The organism is Chryseobacterium soldanellicola (assembly GCF_900100115.1).
In the GTDB taxonomy this organism is placed as follows: domain Bacteria; phylum Bacteroidota; class Bacteroidia; order Flavobacteriales; family Weeksellaceae; genus Chryseobacterium; species Chryseobacterium soldanellicola.
This window is the reverse complement of sequence record NZ_FNKL01000003.1, coordinates 806,631-828,352: the sequence shown is the minus strand read 5'-3', so window position 1 is coordinate 828,352 and position 21,722 is coordinate 806,631. Positions and strand designations below refer to the sequence as shown.

Annotated in this window: 15 protein-coding genes, 1 tRNA gene and 1 other RNA gene; 12 read left to right on the top strand and 5 right to left on the bottom strand. The window is 33.2% G+C overall.

From position 1 onward, the window contains the following. Positions 1-7 precede the first annotated feature (7 nt). The 3 genes from BLT04_RS13245 (at position 8) to brxL (ending at position 6,504) form a co-directional block, all read left to right on the top strand. Positions 8-1,819 carry a DUF262 domain-containing protein gene (locus BLT04_RS13245; RefSeq protein ID WP_089756258.1) on the top strand — a complete coding sequence of 604 codons (1,812 nt, stop codon included), beginning with the start codon at positions 8-10 and terminating at the stop codon, positions 1,817-1,819. 91 nt (positions 1,820-1,910) lie between these two features. Beyond that, positions 1,911-4,457 carry a BREX-1 system phosphatase PglZ type A gene (gene pglZ / locus BLT04_RS13240; RefSeq protein WP_089756257.1) on the top strand — a complete coding sequence of 849 codons (2,547 nt, stop codon included), beginning with the start codon at positions 1,911-1,913 and terminating at the stop codon, positions 4,455-4,457. A 10-nt stretch (positions 4,458-4,467) separates the two neighbouring features. After that, positions 4,468-6,504: a BREX system Lon protease-like protein BrxL gene (gene brxL / locus BLT04_RS13235; RefSeq protein ID WP_089756256.1), complete on the top strand. Its 2,037-nt coding sequence runs from the start codon at positions 4,468-4,470 to the stop codon at positions 6,502-6,504. A 213-nt stretch (positions 6,505-6,717) separates the two neighbouring features. On the opposite strand, the gene BLT04_RS13230 is transcribed toward brxL, so the two are convergent. Beyond that, the gene (locus tag BLT04_RS13230) at positions 6,718-7,425 is read right to left on the bottom strand and encodes an NUMOD4 domain-containing protein (RefSeq protein WP_089756255.1); all 708 of its coding nucleotides are present in this window, start codon (positions 7,423-7,425) and stop codon (positions 6,718-6,720) included. Between the two features lie 121 nt (positions 7,426-7,546). Then, positions 7,547-7,882 carry an NUMOD4 domain-containing protein gene (locus BLT04_RS13225; protein WP_089756254.1) on the bottom strand — a complete coding sequence of 112 codons (336 nt, stop codon included), beginning with the start codon at positions 7,880-7,882 and terminating at the stop codon, positions 7,547-7,549. Between the two features lie 454 nt (positions 7,883-8,336). On the opposite strand from BLT04_RS13225, the gene BLT04_RS13220 reads away from it, so the two are divergent. The 4 genes from BLT04_RS13220 to BLT04_RS13205 are packed head-to-tail and all read left to right on the top strand — an operon-like array spanning position 8,337 to position 17,555. Continuing rightward, positions 8,337-9,902, top strand: coding sequence for a T9SS type A sorting domain-containing protein (locus tag BLT04_RS13220; protein WP_089756253.1), 1,566 nt, complete (start codon positions 8,337-8,339; stop codon positions 9,900-9,902). A 6-nt stretch (positions 9,903-9,908) separates the two neighbouring features. Next, entirely contained in the window at positions 9,909-13,433 is a 3,525-nt protein-coding gene (locus BLT04_RS13215) for a DUF5977 domain-containing protein (protein WP_089756252.1), read from the top strand. A gap of 6 nt (positions 13,434-13,439) precedes the next feature. Next, positions 13,440-17,021 (top strand): DUF6443 domain-containing protein, encoded by a 3,582-nt coding sequence (locus tag BLT04_RS13210; RefSeq protein ID WP_089756251.1) that lies wholly within the window; start codon positions 13,440-13,442, stop codon positions 17,019-17,021. A gap of 21 nt (positions 17,022-17,042) precedes the next feature. Beyond that, positions 17,043-17,555 carry a hypothetical protein gene (locus BLT04_RS13205; protein ID WP_089756250.1) on the top strand — a complete coding sequence of 171 codons (513 nt, stop codon included), beginning with the start codon at positions 17,043-17,045 and terminating at the stop codon, positions 17,553-17,555. Positions 17,556-17,557: 2 nt separating this feature from the next. On the opposite strand, the gene BLT04_RS13200 is transcribed toward BLT04_RS13205, so the two are convergent. Both BLT04_RS13200 and BLT04_RS18995 read right to left on the bottom strand, forming a co-directional pair. Next, complete coding sequence (locus BLT04_RS13200; protein WP_089756249.1) at positions 17,558-18,115, bottom strand: DUF4291 domain-containing protein; 558 nt, start codon at positions 18,113-18,115, stop codon at positions 17,558-17,560. Continuing rightward, the gene (locus BLT04_RS18995) at positions 18,112-18,402 is read right to left on the bottom strand and encodes a helix-turn-helix domain-containing protein (protein ID WP_185114304.1); all 291 of its coding nucleotides are present in this window, start codon (positions 18,400-18,402) and stop codon (positions 18,112-18,114) included. Before BLT04_RS18995 ends, BLT04_RS13200 begins: the two co-directional genes overlap by 4 nt. An 85-nt stretch (positions 18,403-18,487) precedes the next feature. On the opposite strand from BLT04_RS18995, the gene BLT04_RS13190 reads away from it, so the two are divergent. Beyond that, positions 18,488-19,090, top strand: a complete 603-nt coding sequence (locus BLT04_RS13190; protein ID WP_089756248.1) for a hypothetical protein — start codon at positions 18,488-18,490, stop codon at positions 19,088-19,090. 361 nt (positions 19,091-19,451) lie between these two features. On the opposite strand, the gene ssrA is transcribed toward BLT04_RS13190, so the two are convergent. Continuing rightward, positions 19,452-19,850: a transfer-messenger RNA gene (ssrA, locus tag BLT04_RS13185) on the bottom strand. A 219-nt stretch (positions 19,851-20,069) separates the two neighbouring features. On the opposite strand from ssrA, the gene rpsU reads away from it, so the two are divergent. The 4 genes from rpsU (at position 20,070) to BLT04_RS13165 (ending at position 21,709) form a co-directional block, all read left to right on the top strand. Next, positions 20,070-20,267, top strand: coding sequence for a 30S ribosomal protein S21 (rpsU, locus tag BLT04_RS13180; protein WP_048508460.1), 198 nt, complete (start codon positions 20,070-20,072; stop codon positions 20,265-20,267). A gap of 85 nt (positions 20,268-20,352) precedes the next feature. Beyond that, the gene (locus tag BLT04_RS13175; RefSeq protein ID WP_089756247.1) at positions 20,353-21,240 is read left to right on the top strand and encodes a tyrosine-type recombinase/integrase; all 888 of its coding nucleotides are present in this window, start codon (positions 20,353-20,355) and stop codon (positions 21,238-21,240) included. Then, complete coding sequence (locus tag BLT04_RS13170; protein WP_089756246.1) at positions 21,237-21,527, top strand: HPF/RaiA family ribosome-associated protein; 291 nt, start codon at positions 21,237-21,239, stop codon at positions 21,525-21,527. The genes BLT04_RS13175 and BLT04_RS13170 overlap by 4 nt, the downstream gene beginning before the upstream one ends. Positions 21,528-21,635: 108 nt before the next feature. Next, positions 21,636-21,709: transfer RNA gene (locus tag BLT04_RS13165), tRNA-Thr, on the top strand. Positions 21,710-21,722 lie beyond the last annotated feature (13 nt).

Sequence of the window (21,722 nt, the reverse complement as noted above, 5' to 3'; positions counted from 1 at the left end):
AGAAAAAATGAGTTATCAAAATACGTCTATAAAACAGATAGTTACAGATATAGAACACAGTAAAGCTTATCTTCCTGCCATTCAAAGAAGATTTGTTTGGCCAAGATGGAAAATAGAAAAATTGTTTGATTCCATTATGCGGAATTATCCTATTGGTTCTTTTCTTTTCTGGACATTAAAGAAAGATAAAGCAAATGAATATGTTTTCTACGAATTTTTAAAAACCTACGATGAGCGTAATCCTTACAATAAGCGAAAAACCGGTTCATTTTTATATGAAGAAATCGTGGGTGTGCTTGATGGCCAACAGCGTTTGAGTTCCATTTATCTAGGATTGCAGGGAACACACGCTGTAAAATTGAAAAACTTTAAGCGTAAAAGCGATCATGCTTATCCAAAGACTAAGTTATATTTAAACTTGTTGAATTTACCTTACATAGAAAATGATAAGGGGGAACTGGATTTTGATCGTGCATTTAATTTTGAATTTAAATTTTTAACTGAATCTGAATCTAAGCAAAGTACCAGTGCAGAAGGAGAATTCATATACTGGTTTTTAGTTGGAGATATTTTAAAATGGAATGATGACCCGGATATTGATGATATTTTTGACAATCTGACGGAAGGCAAAATTTCAGATGTTCAAAAGGCAAAATTTAAGGAGCAAAAAAGGTTCGTAAAAAAAGGATTGCGTGATTTACATAAACGACTCAATGAGCCACTTGTAAATTACTTTAATATTAAAAACGATGATTTAGAGGATATTCTTGAAATTTTTATTCGAGTAAACAGCGGTGGAACGATACTGTCAAAAACTGATTTATTATTTTCAACCATTGTTGCCACTTGGGAAGATGGAAGGGATGTCATTGAAAACTTTTTAAAGCATATCAATCAAAAAGGGGAAGGCTTTAGTTTTAATAACGATTTTTTGATGAGAACTTGTTTGGTTTTATGCGATTTGCCTGTTTTGTTTAAGGTGAATTCTTTTAAATCTGACAATGTGCAATTGATCAAAAATAAATGGTCAGAAATAGAGAATGCGGTAAACCGAACTTTGGATTTGCTCATTGATTTTGGCTTCTCAAAAGAGAATTTGGCTTCTCAAAATTCAATCATTGTAATTGCCTATTTCATTTTTAAAGGCGGTAATTATTCAAATAAAACTAGCGTTGATAATATCCATAAGTACCTGCTTTATGCTCACTTAAAAAATATTTACGGAGGTCAGGGAGATCAAATCATTGGTGCTTTAAGAAATGTATTGAGAGGAAAATCTAATGAAGGAAATGTTTATAATTTGGAAAGTACCATCTTTCCATTAGAAAGGATGCTAGAGGCAAGATTAGCAGCAAACAAATCTTTGAAAATTAACAAAGATGATATTGCTGATTTTATGAATACAAAACTCAGCGCCAGTTCGTTTTATATCTTGTCCATATTATATCCTAATAATAAATTCTCGGAAATTTATTATCATCAAGATCACATGCATCCTAATTCTGGGTTTAGAGACGAAGCTTTTGATTTAATAAATCTTACTGAAGAAGATAGAAAATTGTGGTTAGAACTGAAAGATACATTACCAAATCTACAACTATTAGAAGGTAGAAAGAATGAATCAAAAAATAACAGTGCTTTGAAAGATTGGGTAAATGGCAAAAATAAGCATGGTCTTCAAAATGTCCCAGATCTATCTAAATTTTTTACGGAAAATTATTTAGACAATAATATAAGCCTTGATTTTAGTAGTTTCATTAGTTTTTATGAAGCGCGCAAGGATAAAATGATTTATACATTAGAAAAAATATTACTATAATTAATGACTGATAAATAACGCATAAATCAATAATTTTATAGTCTATGCGTTAAACGACAGGTATTGATAAGCTCTTAATAAAAGAATTGAAATGATTGTAGAAAAAATAAAGAAAAAATTTACGGAAATTGAATTCCCGATTTTATTCCTATTTGATGCAGAAAAAGAATACGAAGATGAATTGATGGGCTATAATCAATCTGATTTTAAAGTAGTATATGTAAACCGTAATTTTTTTGCGGTAAAGTACGATGTAGAGTTTAAAGAAAAAACAGATAAAATACTTTTATACCATCCTTATGAGGAGCCAAAAGAAAAAGAATATATCCATTATCCGCTCACAGATTTACTATTAACAGGAAATATTCTGGCAATGGACGAAATTTCTGATTTGTTGCAGCAATACAATATCCCACTACAGCAGAGAGACAATGTAAGTAAAGTCAAAAAATGGATCAAAGCGAAGAAAAACCAGTCTAAACTATTGCCGGCACTTACCAACAAGCCTTTTGAAATCAATAGATTATATACCGCCGTCATATCCATTATTTTGGATGAAAAGAAAGCTGGAAATATGGCGTTTAATCTTATGCGCATTTTTGAACTGTTGCAGGAAGGAAAAGATGCTTGGGAGAAAAAACAACAATTATTGATGGACGCAGGTTTAGATGAAGTGCTCAAACAAAATATCGTACAGCTGTTCAATACAACTCTAGAAGATATCCGATATGATACTTTGAAGGCACTTTTTCTACAACTGAAATACAATATGATGATGTATTTTATTGTGAATGTTGATAAAAGAGATCCATACCATACGCTGAAATTAAGTGACGATACTTCCAAAATAAAAATCAATAATTTCTTTAAAGACTGGCAAGATGATAAAAATAAATCAGTACATCTTGACCGCATATTAGACGAGCTCGGATCGGGCATACAAGAAGAAAAAATATATAAGTTGTACGGTTTCGAGCAGGAATATGGTTTTAGAACAAAAAAAATCGTTCAATCGCAGTTACATAATTCGCTTAATGAAGTTTTAACCGCACCTTCTGATGTGGTCGCAAAATATGCATCATTTCATAATAATATAGAACAATATGAAGGGTATGAACAAAAAGTAACCTTTATATTGTATACTGCGAGATTCTTTGAGATGATTCGCAGGTATAGCGATTTTGTTTTTAACAAACCTCAAGATTATCTAAACCGCTACGAAAAAGAATTGTATAAGTTAGATAGCTTTTACAGATTGGCATTTACCGCTTATCAACAGTTTTCTGAAGAGATGTTGCCAGCTTATGAAAATGTATTTGCCGAACTTAACAAAACCTACGATCAATATTTGATTGACTTAAATAATCCTTGGGTAAAAAGTCTGGACGAAATCAATTTCGATTTTGAAAAACTTACAACAAGCAAACAATTTAATTTTTACCAAGACTTTGTAGCACCTATTTCCAATAAAAAAGTAATCATTATTTCAGATGCATTCCGTTATGAGCTGGGCATTGAATTGATGAACGAGTTAAACGTAGAATCAGACAACAACATCACCTGTTCGGCAATGGTGGCGTCTATTCCGTCTTATACAAATTTGGGAATGAGTAATTTATTACCTAATCAAAAAATTGAAGCCATTATTTCGGAAGATTCCATTGATTACAGCATTGCAGGGATTAAAACGGTGAGTACCAATCGTGAACAGATTTTGAAACTGGCAGAGCAAAATTCAGGAGTCATAGATTACGCTACTTTTTCGAAGTTTAATACAGAAGAAGGACGAAATTATTTAAAAGATAAGCAAACCATTTATGTTTACCATAATTGGATGGATTCCATTGGTGACAAACAGGGTTCAGAATATTATACTTTTGAATCTGCAGAGCAGTGCATTGCGCAATTGAAATCGTTAATCAAAAAATTATATGGCAATTTCAATATTTACAATGTCTTGGTAACGGCAGATCACGGTTTTCTCTTCAATTATAAAAAGATTTCCGATGCCACATCACAGCAGTTACCTGCTTTAAAAAATACCTTAAAAGATCACACCCGTTTTTGTCTTACTACAGATGCTAAAGAGTTTCCGGATATCTATCAATTTCCTTTATCGGCAACTACCAATGTAAAATCGGATGTACAAGTGATCCTTCCAAAAGCCATTAACAGATTTAGAAAAAAAGGAAATATTGGTAAACAGTTTGTACATGGAGGTGCTGCATTACAAGAACTAATAGTTCCGGTATTCCAATTATATAGAAATCGTAGGAATATGGCCAAAAAAGTGAATTTTAAAAGGATTGACAACTTGAAATCGGCGTCTACAAGTATCATTAAATTAAACTTTTTGCAGGTAGAGCCGATAGGATCAGGCTTTAAATCACGAGTGATTAAGATTGCCGTCTATGACCTTGACCATCACATTATTTCAAACGAGGAAGAAATTGTTTTAAATTTAACCAGCGAACTTCCAGCCGAGAGAAGTTTTGAAGTACGATTAGAGTTAACAACCAAAGGCTCTAAAATGAAAAATGGATTTATTAAAGTATTTGATAAAGATGATTCATTAAACTCCTTGATGTCTGATCCAATCAAAATAAACTTATTAGAAGAAATAGACAGCTTCGATTAAAAAAAACACTATGAAAGCATTAGATCAAAAAATAATTTCAAATTTTGAAGGAAAGGTTGTTAGAAAAGATCTTACCAAATTTCTGAAGGACAATGCAGTTGTTCCATCTTATGTTTTAGAGTATCTTTTAGGCCAACACTGTTCTACCAATGACGAAGAAATCATCAGTATTGGTATAGAAAAAGTCAAAGGAATTTTGAGTAATCACTTTGTTCATAGAGACGAGGCAGAAGTCATCAAATCCAAAATCAGAGAAAAAGGAACACACAGAATTATCGACAAAATTTCGGTAAGACTGAATGATAAAGAAGACCGATACGAAGCCCGTTTTAGTAATCTGGGACTGAAAAATATTCCCATTAATGACTCTATCGTGAAGGCGAATCCAAAATTGCTTTCCGAAGGCGTTTGGTCACTCGTAAATATGGCTTATATGGCTTCTGAAGAAAGAGGTGTATTGCCTTGGATTGTGGAAAGTGTAAAAGCCATCCAAATTTCACATGTAGACATTCAGGAATATAAAGAAGAACGTGCTCATTTTACCACAGACGAATGGATGGATTTGCTGATGCAGTCTATCGGCTTAAATCCTGAGGAGTTTTCTACCAGATCCAAATTTATTCAATTATCCAGGCTGATTCCTTTTACAGAAAACAACTATAATTTGATCGAATTGGGTCCCAAAGGAACAGGGAAATCACATATTTTTTCAGAACTATCGCCACATGGGATTTTAATCTCCGGAGGCGAAGTTTCAAAAGCAAAATTGTTTGTAAACAATTCCAACGGAGCCATAGGATTGGTGGGGTATTGGGACGTAATCGCCTATGATGAATTTGCAGGAAAGACAAAAAGAGTAGATCGTGGTTTGGTTGATATTATGAAGAATTATATGGCCAACAAGTCTTTTTCGCGAGGTGCGGATGTTTATCAGGCAGAAGCCTCAATGGTTTTTGTGGGCAATACAGATCATTCGGTTCAGTATATGATGAAGCACACACATCTTTTTGATGCGCTTCCTAAAGATTATCACGATACCGCATTTCTAGACCGTATCCACGCTTATTTACCGGGGTGGGAGGTTTCTAAATTGAGAAATGAGCTGTTCACCAACGACTTTGGTTTTATTGTAGATTATATTGCAGAAGTACTGAAATCGTTGAGAAAAGAAGATCATAGCAAACTGTATCAACAATACTTCACGCTCTCAAATTCTATTACTACAAGAGACAAAACAGCGATTGAAAAAACATTTTCAGGTTTGGTAAAAATTATCTTCCCGGATTTAAAAATGTCTAAAGAAGATGTAAAACTCATCCTTGATTTTGCAATAGAATGTAGAAAAAGAGTTAAAATGCAATTGATTAAAATGGATGAGACCTTCAATGATGATCCTGTCTATTTTGAGTATACTGACGAAGCAAATGAAAAATTCGAAGTGCAGACTTTGGAAGAAATTGAATATGGTGAGCCTAAACAAGAATCTCAAATTGAGCAGGCAGCAACAGAAAATCGAACTATTGAAGTTGTTGAAGTAACTTCAGCCGAACCGATTATTGAAGAAACAAAGACATTATCTAGTTTTTCAAAGCAAATTCGGGAAAATCAAACCAATGTTTCGTACGAGAGACTATTTGGGCACTATTTAGAAGGAGCTAAAGATTTTCTTATCCAAGATCCTTACATACGACTGCCCCATCAGTTTAAAAATTTCATGGAATTATGCTCATTGATTTACAAAAAAAACCAAGAGGCAGAAACAATAAACATCAAATTAATAACCTGGAATGATAATGATTTTAAAGAAACCTCTATCATAAACTTTGAAGAAATAAAAGATTCACTTGGAGAAATGAATATTGAATTTGATTATGAATTCAAAGAATCCGCTCACGACAGATATATTGTTATGAATAATGGTTGGAAAATTATGTTAGGTAGAGGTTTGGATATGTGGCAAAAAAGTAACGGAAAATATGATATCGCCGAGTATCTTCAGGAAAAAAGAAAGTGTAAAGAATTTGATGTGGTAGTAATCGCTGAATAGGGAAAATATTTCTGTCAAACCTCTACTTCACGATCATATTACAAACAATAAATTCGTACCCTATTTGTATCATTTAATCATAACTACTTGATTTTTATATATGGTTATTTTTGAAGAAGATATAAGAATTTTGATATTCTATTTTTAAAATCAACTTCTTACAGGTATGACTATCTAATAGGTTTTTTATCGTCTCCAACCGATTTTTGGGATTTATTTCCCTTTAAGAACGCGATAAATAGAACGTAATTTGAGTTTTGAAATATCAATATCCCAGAGCGGGTCGTTTTGATTAACAACAACCATTGTATTATCATTTAAATCAAATTCTTCTACAAAACAATAATAAAGCAGTTTGGTAATGGTTGCGCGTTTGCTTTCTCGCGTATGTCGTAAAATACAATACAAAGAATATTTTGTATTGCCATTAATTTCCATAATTTGGGACAGGATCTGTTCTCTCAAAAAGATTTTCCTTCCTGAAGAGATCCATCCGCTGAGCCGTTTGATCCTTCCTTTATCAGAGATGGCAAAACGGTTTCCAAAGCCCGGTATCGGTTTCCAGTGTTCACCGGGAAGATCTTTAACCGATAAATTCATACACGGAGGCGGATTCTTTTTATCAATGGCAGGCTTCCCCAGCTTTTTCCAAAGAGAAAGATTGAGTAGTTTTCCTGAAGTGTCTACCTTGTCAGCGATTATAAAATCTTCTTTTTTGGGTTTGCAGCTTTGTAAAAACCACCGGAACCCTCCGGCGGTTAAGAACTCCTTATGGATAACATCCATGATACTTTCGGGAAATACACCGGCCGCTTCCCCGGCGGCATACATGCTTTTAAAATCAGCGACCCATTCACCTTCAATAGTGTACTGACTGACCGCTTGTTGATAAATGACGTCCCGGTTTCTCGCCCTGTTCATCCGGTATACGATAAGTCTCCGTTCGCTGGCTGAGATTTTCTGTAGGTTACTGCTATGCACATGCAGGCTGTTCCCATCCTTGGAAATAATGGCAAGAGAACGATCCCTTAAATCAAATTTTTCAACAAAAATGATAATAAACTAAACGCGCAATCGATTTTCTATATTTTTCGCCTTCTGATGATAAGGTACAATGGACATTGTAAAAGCTAGTTTGAAGGTATTTGTTAAATCTTTTCACAAAAATCAGCTTCATCACCTTTTCAGGCATCATTCGTTCTCTACCGAATAATGAGGTTGACTGGCGTTCCAGGCTTTTCAGGCGTCCATAGTTGGAAATTGCATAATTTTCAAAACCTTCAATCGGCTTCCACTCTTCATAGGGAAGGTTTTCTAAGGAAGTATTGTAAAGTACTTCTTTCACATATTGATCTTCCAGTTCTATGGGCATCTTCATGAGTCGAATAACTTTTTTTGGTTGGTATACTTATTTGTGATTGTTAGTACAACAAAAATAGAAATTATACTTAAAAAAAATCTACAATATGGTATTGCGTTATACATATTGTATCTGCCTTTTATATTTGTATTCCAACCAAGAACAATAAAAAAGCATCTAAATAATATAATACGACACGGTTTGTCGCGTTAGAGAAATATATTTGCAAATAGATACAGGTATAAGAGTATATATTAACGTGCCTGCGTAAAAGATATAAAAGCGTAATGGAGTAAAAACATAAAAAATTAGATAATAAAAAGCCAGTAAAGAAAAAAATAATAAGACAATAAAAAAATAACAGCAAAAAGGTGAATTAAATCATTGTAACATGAACGTATAACTCGCTGTAAAATAATAAATTTGCACGATTTTAAAAAAAATAAACTATTAACACTACATAAACACGGGAATGAAAAAACTCTCTATGAGTGCACTTACCATGTGCGCATTTTTGAGCCTATCAGCTCAGGAAGTGGTTTGGCAGCGTGATATTAAATCCAATACACAGGATTTTCTTTCACAGGTAACCACCACCATTGACGGGCAATATTTAATCACAGGAAGCTCGATTCAGAGCAGTAAGCTTCAGGCAGCAGGCAGTAAGCAAAATAATGGCTACGATTTCCATTTGGTGAAACTCAACGGGCAAGGCGAAGAAGTCTGGGAGAAATATTTCTCAGGACAAAACCATGATTTTCTCTCTGCTACGGTAAATACTCAGGAAGGAGGATTTTTGATCTCAGGAACGTCATTTTCGGGTAAATTTTTAGATAAAAAAGAAGATTCCAAAGGTGGATCAGACATTTGGCTGATCAGAATCAATGAATTTGGAGATGAAATGTGGCAGAAAACAATCGGCGGAACTTCAGATGAAGAAGCAAGATCTGTCATTCAGACCACAGATTTAGGATTTTTTGTGGCCGGAAATGTTCAGAATTCAGCGAAAGGTTATGGCTCAAAAGATGTTTTAATTATAAAACTCGATAAAAACGGAGGCATAGCCTCTCAAATTGTATTGGGAGGAAAAGGTCTGGATGAGGTTGAAAAAATGATTCCCACAAAAGATGGCGGTGCCTTACTCGGAATGTATTCAAGAAGCAGCGCAAACGGCTCCAAGAAAACGGAAAACTTTGGAGAAGGCGATTACTGGATCATTAAGCTTTCAAAAGACGGAAAAGTGGAATGGGAAAAGAATTTTGGTGGAAAAGGAGACGATCATTTAAGAACTTTAGCCTTAACATCAAACGGCTTTTTAGTTGGTGGGGAAAGTCGCTCTGAAAGATCAGGAAATAAAACCGTTGGAATCGAAGAAGGAACGGATTTATGGCTGATCTCACTCAACGAAAGAGGCGAAGAAATCTGGCAAAAATCTTACAACTTCAAAAACAGGGATATACTCATGGGAATGAGCGTTATATCCTCCCCTAACCCCTCCAAAGGAGGGGAAGCTGCAAATCTCACCAAAGGGATTTTACTCGGTGGTTATACTCAGGCAGAAGGAAGGATTGAGAGTGACGATGAAACTTTCTGGATGCTTTATTTGGATGAAAACGGTAATGAACAGTGGAGAAAACATGTGAAAGGAGAATCCAGAAAGAAGGAAGAGAGATTGTCTGATATTAAGCTTAACAGAGACGGCTCGATTATTTTAGCAGGAACGAGCGCCGAGGAACTTGGAAAAGAGAACTGGAAAATTGTAAAACTGGGAGACAAACAAATTGATCAGTTAATCGTAAAACAGGATATTAAAATCTATCCAAACCCTGTGTCAGATTACGCTTATGTAGAAATTGGTTTTGACTTTAAAGATGCTGAAATCATTCTTTATGATATTGGTGGAAGACAACTCCAAAGTTTGAAAACTAAGAATAAGGTAACAAAGATTAATACCCAGAATTTAATTCAAGGGGCTTATCTGATTACGATAAAAACTGATACAAATAAAACGGCTAATGCTAAATTGATTAAGAAATAACCAACAATGAAAAAAAATAAATTTAAAGTAATTCTTTTACTTTCTCTTTTAGCTTTTACAAAATATCAATCTCAGCAGAATTCATTGGAAAAGCAAATACAGAATGTTGCTAGTCCAGAAGTTGCGACTATTATGAGGTATGCTGATTTTCCTGAGCTCGACTATATTGGAAAAACCAACATTTCTGTTCCCGTTTATAATATTAATTTCGGAAAGCTCAAAATCCCAATTGACATTTCATATAATACAAAAGGAAATAAAGTTGCAGATATTGCTACATCGGTAGGCTTAGGTTGGAATTTAAATGCTGGAGGCAGTGTAACAGTTAAAGTTAATGATATGAATGATTTAACTGAAACTTATTCTTATTATACAAATTCTACATTTGAGCCTGAGCTATCACTTGCTTGGCACAGACAGTCTAAAGGATTTTTAAATACAGAAACTGCTCAGGCAAACACAGGACCAATGTGTCTTAATGATAGGATCTGGGAGAATGATGATATTATGACAGATTCAACACCTGACTTTTATTATCTTAATGCTCCAGGATTAAGTGATAAATTTTATTTAACAAGAACAGATGACACCCATTTGAAAGCTAATTTTTTTAATTCAAATGCTAAGCTTAATAATAATCCCATTTTAACTGTCAAAACAGGATGCAGTGGTTTTGCAAGTGATCCATTTGGTAGTCAAGGTAAAGCCACTTCCTTCTATCAAATAGATAAATTTGAAATCACTGGTGAGAATGGATATATTTATACCTTTAATAATGTTGAATCTTCTGTTATAACAGAATATCCACAGGATTTACTAAGTCATCAATCACTTCAAGTTAATAACTGGTATCTTACTAAAATTCAAGATCCTTTTTCAGGAAGAGAGATTAATTTTGAATATGAAGGATATGTGAATTCTTATGAGCATCCTGCATTAACTACATTAGGATATGTAAATTTTGGAAATTATCCCGTTGCTGGAAATTTTGAATTGGGTACAATGAACTCTAATTCTAATCCTGCCATGAAGTATAATAGAGTGGTTACATCTTTATTGGCTCCAAAAAGATTAAAAAAAATCATAACTGATCAAGAAACTATTGATTTTACATATGCATTTAATCGAATTGATTATCCAGGAAATGGGTTGACAAATATTCAGGTGAAAAATAAAAATGGAAACATTATTAAGCAAACTGATTTTAGCTATGATTATTTTAATTCTGCCAATTGTTCTTCTGGGGATTATGACTGTAAACGCTTGAAGCTAAACTCAATGACAGATTCAGGTTTAGGGACTTATAAATTTTATTATGATGGCAATAATTTTCCGCCAAGGAATTCTTCAAAAGTTGATTTTTTAGGTTATTTTAATAATAACTCTTCCAATCTTATTTTTTCTAAAGATAATTTTCATGAAAATGAGCCTAATTATTACCCAGGCTCTAAAATGTATTTTTATCCGACACTTCCAAAGGATCAATTATTTCCATTTCAACTATTAAATCAGGTTTCCTATGCCATTACTGGAGGGGTTGATAGAACGCCAACTACTATTTCCAAATTAGGTTTGTTGCAAAGAATAGCTTATCCAACAGGAGGAGCATTAGAATTGAATTATGAAAATGATGATTTCCTATACGAAGGAGAGAAATATATTTTAGGAAGTACAAGACTAAGCGGGATGAAGTTTTTTGATTCTCAAAATGCTGTTAGTAAGGAAGTAAAATATAAATATATAAATGAAGACAATAAATCATCGGGACAAATCAATTTTATATCCACACCTGCAAACTCTGTTAGAAGTGAAATAGCTTCTGGAATAGGTTTCAATACGGGAGCGGTTATAGGCTACTCAAGAATTATTGAACAAACAGTTGGAAAAGGGTATATTGAACGAAAATATACTAATTTTAGTGATTTTCCTGATAAATTTATGGAATCAGATCATACTTTCACCGATCAATCCTCACAAAATTTTTTAAAATTTACAAAATTTCCTCATTCATATATCCAATCATTTGATGGACGCAGAGGAAAATTATTGTCTGAAAATTATTTTAAAGAAGGATTAACTTCTCCAATCAAAAAAACAAGTTATCTATATGATTATCAGATTAAAGACTCTTTCAAAGTCCAGAAATTATTTTCAACCTATGGTAGCGATAACCTCTATACAGCTCATTATACTGCCTCAAATTATATCATAAGGTATTTTAATAATGTTAAATCTAATCTTACAGAAGATTCTTTTGCAAATGGGACTGTTAAGGAAGAAAATTTTTTCTCATATGATGATGCAAGATTAATATATAAAAAGAATGTTTCTGGTGGTAATATAGTGGAAGAATACCTCAGAAATGCCAAAGACAAAGCCGTACAGAAATTAATTGATGTTAACATACTTAATACACCTGTTGAAATTGAGAAGAAGAAAAACGGCAAAACATTATTTAAACAAGAACTTAAATATGAAAATTCTTCGAGTATCCTTCCTAGTTCTGAATTAGCTTATGATTTAAAATCTAACTTAATGGCTACTGAGGTTACTTATGATAAATATGACTCTAAAGGTAACTTATTACAATATACAGCAAAAAATGGCATTCCTGTGACTGTTATTTGGGGATATAGACAAAGTCAGCCAATAGCAAAAATTGAAGGTGCTAGTTATTCTCAAATCGCTCAAGCATTTGGTCTGAATAGTAATGACAATAATTCTTACTTAGATTTAGATATTGTTAAAAAATCTGATTTGCATTTTGATTCTACAACAGAATCTGAACTAATTTCAAAACTTAAAGATTTTAGAAATAAGCCAGAATTAAAAAATTACAGTATATCTACCTATACTCATGCCCCACTTGTTGGTATTAAAAGTATTACGTCAGTATCAGGAATTAGAGAGAATTACAAATATGACTCGGCAAACAGATTGGAAAAAGTTGAAGATATTGAAAATAAAACAAGTAAGGAATATAAATACAATTATGCTACTGCTGTTTATTACAATAATGAAAAAAGTCAATCTTTTTCAACTACTAACTGTGGTCCTGGAACTCTTCCTGGCTCAGGAGTATATACTGTTCTCGTAGGAAAGTATTCATCCACAATAAGTCAGGCAGATGCAGATCAGAAAGCTCAGAATGATATTAATTCCAATGGTCAGAGTTATGTAAATGCAAACGTTAATTGTACACCTTATGTTTGTACAATCACGCCTACTCATCTAGCCGATATTTATTATTCTTCATTTCAAGAAATTTCTTTTGGTCATATTAAAGCAATTTTAAGCCTTCCTTTGACGAATTCTGGTGGTGGAGCTGCTCCAAATTGGTCTAACGGAGTTTTCATCGGAACTTTGGATACATTATGTAGACCAACTTCCTATAAAAGTATTAGTGTATCCTCTACTAACGGATCATGGAGTGTTTCAATAGGTCCAAGTGGAGATGTGACTTTAAGATCAACAAGTGGTAGTACTCCAACAGGGTCAACAACACTAAATTTTGAATACGATAAAAACTAAATTACGATGAAAAAAATATTACTCCCAATAGGAGCTTTACTATTGTCAGGTTTAGCTCAGGGACAATTATCTAATACAGAAAACTATGTTTACAGTAAAACATATTTATCAGATCCTACTCTTTCAAATCCTAGAACCTCAGAAACTGTTCAGTATTTCGATGGCTTGGGAAGACCTAAACAGGTAGTTAATGTAAAGGCATCACCTCAGGGAAAAGACGTTGTTACCTATATTGAATATGATAACTTTGGCAGGCAAGTAAAAGATTATTTGCCTGTTCCACAGTCTCAGACGTTGAACGGAGCAGTTGTTCCAACGCCACTGGCTAATGCCACAAATACACCCTATGGAACAGAGAAGATCTATTCAGAAAAGATATTAGAAAGCTCTCCTTTAGATAGAGTTTTACAACAAAAGCAAGTTGGTAATGCTTGGGATACAAAACCTGTACAATTTGATTATAATGCTAATATAGATGGAGATGTTAAAAAGTATGTTGCTACATTTAATTATTCCACTTCTGAATCCAGTATAACACAATCTGGATCATATGGAACAGGTCAATTGTATAAAAATAGCATTACAGACGAGGATGGAAATCAAACCATTGAGTTTAAAAATGGACAAGGACAGGTTTTATTGGTAAGAAAGGTTAACGGAACAGAAAATGTTAATACATATTATGTCTATAATGATTATGATCAGCTTGCTTATGTTATTCCCCCAAAAGCATCGATTATTACAGATGTCAATACTGTACTTAATGATTTGTGTTATCAATACAAATATGATAGCAGAAACCGATTGGTAGAAAAAAAACTTCCTGGAAAAGGCTGGGAATATATGGTATATGATAAACAGGACAGACTAGTTGCCACTCAGGATGCAGTTTTAAAAGAAAAAGGACAATGGTTGTACACTAAATATGATCAGTTTGGAAGAGTTGCTATTACAGGAATCGGTACAGGTAATCAGAGAAGTGTTGAGCAAACTACTGTGGATAGTTTTGGATCAAATAATGTTACTAGGGTTAACACTCCTTTTTTTAACAGACAGGGAATTGATGTTTATTATAATAATCCAGATGGAAGCTATCCTAATTCTTCCAATTGGGTTACTTTATTATCATTAAATTATTATGATGCTTATCCTGGATATGACTTCAACCCTTCTTTCCCCACAAATATTTCAGGAGAAACCACTTTGACAGACGTTCCTAATACAGATGGTATTAGTACAAAAGGTCTGCCTGTGATGAGTCTAGTTAAAAACATTGAAGATGATAACTGGACAAAAGACTACACCTATTATGATAAAAAGGCAAGGGTTGTTGGAAAATATTCTATCAATCACTTAGGAGGACGTACTAAAGTTGATTCTAAACTGGATTTTGCAGGTATAGTTAAACAGACAGTTACAACACATAAAAGATTAGATACAGATACCGATCATGTCATTACTGAAAATTTTGAATACGATACTCAAAACAGGTTATTGGTGCATAAACACCAAGTAGATAGTAATCCTGTAGAGATCTTAACTCAAAATACATATAATGAGCTTTCTCAGATTATCAATAAAAAAGTAGGCGGAATCGTTGCTTCGGATCCTTTGCAGAGCATTGATTACGCCTACAATATCAGAGGTTGGATGACTAAAATTAATGACCCTGCCAATCTTAGCGGAAAGCTGTTTGGGTATGAAATGAGATATACTAATCCTATTGATTCGAATATAGCTCCAGCGAGATATAATGGAAATATTGCAGAAGTAGATTGGAAAAACTCTACAGAAAATGTTCTAAAGAGATACAATTATGAATATGATAACCTGAACAGATTAAAAAATGCTTTTTATAAGGAACCGACTACAGGGAACAGTAATTATTTTGATGAATATCTTACGTATGATCTGAATGGAAATATAAGCAACCTTAAGCGTACAGCTATTCCTATATCTGGAGCAACAGGTACAATGGTAGATAATTTGGATTATATCTATTCAGGAAATCGTTTGACACAGGTGATTGAAAATCAAATAAACAGTACAGGTTATGAAGGCGGAAATAATATGATAGATTATGATCTGAATGGGAGCATGACCAATATGAAAGATAAAGGCATTCAAAGTATTATTTATAATCATCTGAGTCTGCCTGATGGCTTTGCGATTACTCAAAACGATCCATGGGGAGGAACTCCTGTAAATTTTGGTTTAAGTTATTTATATCGTGCAGATGGAATTAAAATTCGTAAGACATACACTACAGGAGGAGGAAGAGGTCAATCTACTACAAATAACTACACAGACTATTTGGATGGTTTTCAATACAGCTATGCAGAAACGCTAGCACCATGTACATGGTGTAGAACGAGTGTGGCATATGAGGAGCAAGCTTTCTTAGATCCAGTTATTCTAGATCCACCTCCAATTTCTGTAGCTTGGTCATTGGATTTTGTCCCAACTTCAGAAGGATTTTACAGTTTTGCAGAAAATCGTTACATTTACAAATATACAGATCATTTAGGAAATGTAAGGGTAAGTTTTACAAAAGACGGTCATGGAGCTCTTGAAGTGACAAATACTAATAATTATTATGCTTTTGGCATGAATCATATTGGTGGGACTAAAGCTCTCTTAGGAGGATACCAAAATTATAAATATAATGGAAAAGAAATACAGGAATCAGGAATGTATGATTATGGGGCTAGATTCTATATGCCAGACTTGGGTAGATGGGGAGTGGTGGATCCACTCGCTGAACAGATGCGTCGCTACAGTCCTTATAACTATGCTTTTAATAATCCTATTAGTTTCATTGATCCGGATGGTAGAAAAGGAACAGATTGGGTATATAATACAGAATCAAATAGTGTTTATTGGAATAATAGTGCGACTAGTCAAGCAAGTGCAGGAGTAAATGAAAGGTATCTTGGAAAGAATGGTACATATACAGCAGAGAATGGTTCTACGACGGCTTTGTATTCTGATGGTACTTATACTAATAATTCTATAGCAGGAATACTTCCAAATTTAGATCCAACTATACAGGCTCCATACACAATGCCTGCTGATGATGGCTCATACATAAGAGAAACGCCTTCATTAAATACTCAGGAAGGTGCATTTGCTAATCCTGCAGCACAACTGGCTTCTACTATGCTAACAGCAATACAGGAAGCACCAGCAGCAGTTGCGCCAGAACTAATTGCAGCTAAGTATTTTAGAGGAATGACGTTTTATCGTTCTATGAGCCAAGAGGCAGCAGATGTATTTACGCAAACCGGTAAAATGCCTGCAGGAACAGAAACATTCATATCTCCTACTAGATCTTTTGCAGAAGGATATGAAGGGGTGACATTTAAAATAAATATTAAACATAGTACATATGCTGATTTATTGGATATAGGAGTAAAAGATGCCTCAAGTGCTCATCCTTTTTCCAGTATGCCAAGTGTTGGAAAAGGTTGGAAAAGCACGAATGCATTTTTTAAAGTTGAAGGAAACCAATTGAACGTGGGTCTTGGTAACGGAAAAGCGCTCGATATATTTAATTCAGGTATTAAAAGTGCTAAACCAATCCCTTAATTATTTAAAACGTATTAAATTATGAAAAATTCTATAAAAACAATAATTAGTAAATTGTATAAAAATACCATTACTAAAGATTCTTTTATTAAAAAATATGAACAAGAACAAGAGAAAGATGTTGATGAACTTTATATAAAAAAACTTATAGAAAAAGGGATAGAGAATAAAAGTGCAAGTGATATAGAAGAAGCAGTAGTTTTAATATACTCTGATAATTTTGATAATTATGAATATATTAAGGAGTTATGTGATATTCTTTTAGAATCATGGCACTTTAAACATGAAGATATTGTAAGAATATTACAGGATTTGAAAGATCCATCTACAATTGATTGCCTTCATAAAGTAGCGGAAATGCATTTTGATTATTTAGATTATGATGATACTTATCAATTGGCTCGGAAAAGCATAAAAGCATTATCTGCAATTGATAATGTTGATGCAATAAACAAGTTGTATATCCTTTCAAATAGCAAAATATCTATAATATCAGAGTATGCTAAGAAAGAATTGAAAAATAAAGGATTATAACACTAATAATATTCTTTTTCATCAGGCAATAATAATGTTGCCTGATTTATTTTATTTTCACTGATAAGTTGATGAATTTGTTTGCAGTATTCTGTAATATTATCAATACTGATAATCCAATCTGTAATATATTGTTCTACTGCAATACCCGATAATCCAATTTGAATAGACCGATAATTTAAAGGATTTAGAAAAATATCTTTCTCGGGATCCCATTGAATACGAACGGGCGATTTTTGTAATCTCTCTCTCCAGTCATCATGAGATACATGAATACTATCATCGAAGTGAGACAAACAAGAGTTTTTTATAGCCCATTCAAATCCTGATCTTTTTATTTTTATTGCTAATATATTTTCTTGATTTTCTTTAGTTGCCCATCCAGATCTATACATCATCCATAAAAAAGAAGGCTTAATCCAAGTCATTCTTTCTTTTTTAAAAGGAGGTGAGATAAAAGTTTGATTATTTACTGCAGATTCAGCAATATTTTTATTGAATGCTTGATAAACTATAATAGTGTCATCATCATATACAGCTCTTATTGTCTGTTCTTTCATAACGCGGCAATATTTTTAATTTTAGAAGCTTTAATAAACACATCAATGGTAGCAAAATTGTGAGCTTTGGTGTCATTATCCAGCTCCTGTATTGCTTTTAGTTTATTCAGAGTATCGTTGTCGATCTGTTCATACTGTCCGTCTTTTACGAGATAATTCAATGTAAAACCTAAGGCATCTGCAATTGTTGTAGCACGTTCGTACTTCCCGATAATATCACCGGAAGTTCCAATGGTCTTTCCGAGATCACTTTGTTTTATTTTTTTCTGCTTACGTGCAAAAGCCATAAATAGGTCTTTTTATGAGTTATAAACTAAGAATAAACAAATATAACCAACTTATTGGTTAGATAAAAACAAAATAATAGCAACCATGATTTATATGCTATTCGCACCATTTCACGACCACAAAATTGATAAAATCACACAATACGTTAGGGAAGTATTTTTCAAGCAATTTCCTGATGAATCAAAAAGAGTTTGGCTTGGGCTTATCAAGTATTCAAACTACAAGAAAGCTAATCCTATAAATTTCGGATACCAAAGTGAGGACGAATTAAATGAAGCAGAAGGTATAGAAGCAAAGTTTGTTCAAGAAATTTCATCTGATAAAGTCTTGAAATTAAACCTAACGGAAATAAGTTTAGAACAAAATGAAGGATATTTATTGGCAAGAGCGTTTGTTATAACGCCTTACGATACAGCAGACAAAGACTTTGAATCTTTCATAAATCACGTTTTACCTATTGTTCTTGACGATTTAACTAAAGAGAAGATTACACATATAACAGAGGCAGAGATTCACACCAATTTCATCACGAATCAATATTTGATATTGAACAATATCTTGCTAATCAAAAGAAAACAATCTAAGCAAATTGCTTTTGAGTATGAACCAACGGTTATTGGTTATTTGTGGGAAAGTGATTCTAAAGTAATTCCTACAATAAGTTCAACCATACCTACAACAATATAGGAAAACAGCTTTCTTTAAAGCAGATGTATCCAATCTTCAAATTTTAGATTTAAACAATACTCTTGCTTTTAAATCTTACGATTACAATGAAAATTACTACGATCAAAATTTTGAGTATTTTAGGACTGATTTATTGAAAGAATGTATGGCTAAAAATGATTTGTTATTGTTATATCAAATTAAACAACATACATACGATAGAAATGCTGGGAATAAATCTGGGGATTTTAGAGGAATGAAATTTTTCTTGTCAAGATTAAACAAATAAAAAAATATCAAGGGTGAATAAAGTAATTAAGACTAGCACCTAAAATAGCACCTTTAAATATAGAACCCTGTAAATCAACAATTTACAGGGTTTTAGTGGAGTTGGAGGGATTCGAACCCTCGTCCAAACAAGCAATACATAAGATTTCTACATGCTTATTCTGCTATTAATTTTCGACTGGAGGCAGAGAGCAGACGCCCAACTTCCAGCTTATCTTCTGAGGTTTTCGAGTTTTAGCCAAAGCGTCTAAAACCTTATTTCTGCATTCCTATATCTCAGGATCAAACGCCGCAGAACAGAGCATTTGTGAGATATCTTGCTTCCTTACTATCTTCGGGAAAACGCTTGATCTACTATACTTCGATATTAAGCTGCAAGAGCGAACTCTTCGTTGCCAGTTAAAAGTTTGTAGCAAGGGATTAAAGAGATCGCGCTACGGTTCTCTGCATGCTTACTTACCCATTGACCTTGCTGTCGAAACCAGTCAACCCCATTGAAGTAAGATGCAAAAATAAGGTTTTTTGTTTAAATATGGTTAATATTGAACAAGCATTTTTAAAAGATGAGTTAAATTACTTAATAAATAAAAAAAGTGTTTCTATTAATGTGCTGATACAAAGAATTGCGGTAAAATATTGTATTAATATAAAATAAAATTTTGTGGTTAAATAAAAAATTCCTAGTTTTGCAATCCAAAATGAGATGTAATATATGTTAATAATTCCAGTAAAAGATGGTGAATCCATCGACAGAGCATTAAAAAAATATAAAAGAAAATTTGATAAAACAGGTACAGTTCGTCAATTAAGAGCTAGACAACAGTTTATCAAGCCTTCTGTAACTTTAAGACAAGCTAGACTTAAAGCTGCTCACAAGCAAAGAGGTCTTAGCAAAGAAGAGCAGGCTTAAGAAATTTTTCTTAAACACATACTAGATTCACTTCTTAAATTCTTATATTTGAGGAGTGAATTTTTTGTTTTTATAATCTAATTCTATGTTAGATAAATTTTTAGACTACTTACAATTCGAAAAGAGGTACTCGCCTCACACCATTACAAGCTATAAAAAAGACCTGGAAGATTTTTCTCATTTCTACCTCAAAACAGAATCTTCTGAGGATATTTCCAAGGCAGACAAAAAGATAATTAGGAATTTTATCGTTGATTTAAGCGAAAATAATATTTCAAAGAGAAGTATCAATAGAAAATTATCTTCACTTCGTAGCTTTTATCTTTTTCTTTTAAAAGTTGGCGAGATCAAAGTTTCTCCCACAGAAAGTATTTCTTCATTAAAATTTTATGCTGAAAAACAAATTCCTATGTCTCAGGAAGAAATGCAAATGCTTAATGATCAGGTTTTTGAGAAAATGCATGATCTGCTGGAAAGATGCATCATGGAGGTTTTGTACCAAACAGGAATTCGTAAAGCCGAGCTTTGTGGCTTGATATTTGAGAATGTTAATTTAGGCGGAAATGAATTGAAAATAATAGGAAAAGGAAACAAAGAAAGATATATTCCCATATCCAAAGATTTATCAGATCTGCTGAGAAGTTATTTAGAAATAAGGAAACCGGAGACGGAACATAAATCATGTTTTTTTGTCAACAAGAAGGGGAAAAAACTCTCCGAAAAATTTGTTTATGTGGTAGTTAATAAGTACCTTAGTCTTGTAACAACGAAAGAAAAAAGAAGTCCTCACATCCTTCGTCATAGCTTTGCTACGCACGTTTTGGATAATGGGGCGGAGATCTCCAAAGTAAAAAAAATATTAGGGCATTCAAGTCTTGCAAGTACTCAAGTGTATACGAATGCTAATATTGAACAATTGAAAAAAGTGTTTAATCAGGCTCATCCCAGAGCATCTAAAAAAGAAGAATTATGAAGATCACAGTACAGTCAATTGGTTTAACTCCTCATGAACCATTAGAATCACACATTGAAAAGAAAGTAAGCAAGCTTGATACTTTCTATGATAAAATCCATGAATGCAAAATATTCTTAAAAGTAGAGAATAACGCAGATAAAGCAAACAAAACGGCTGAGATTATTTTGGCGGTTCCGGGTGATGATATCGTGGTAAAAAAGACTTCAAACTCTTTTGAAGAAAGTTTAGATATGTGTGTTGATACTGCTAAAAAGCTATTAATCAAGAAAAAAGAAATGGCATAATAAAAAAACTTAAAAAAAGTCATTAAAAAATTTGAGAATTCAAAAAAACCGTTCTATATTTGCACTCGCAAAAAGGGAACAGCGTTCTTTTGAATTCTTTTTAAATATGCCTCCATAGCTCAGCTGGCCAGAGCACGTGATTTGTAATCTCGGGGTCGTGGGTTCGAATCCCTCTGGAGGCTCTATTACTATAAA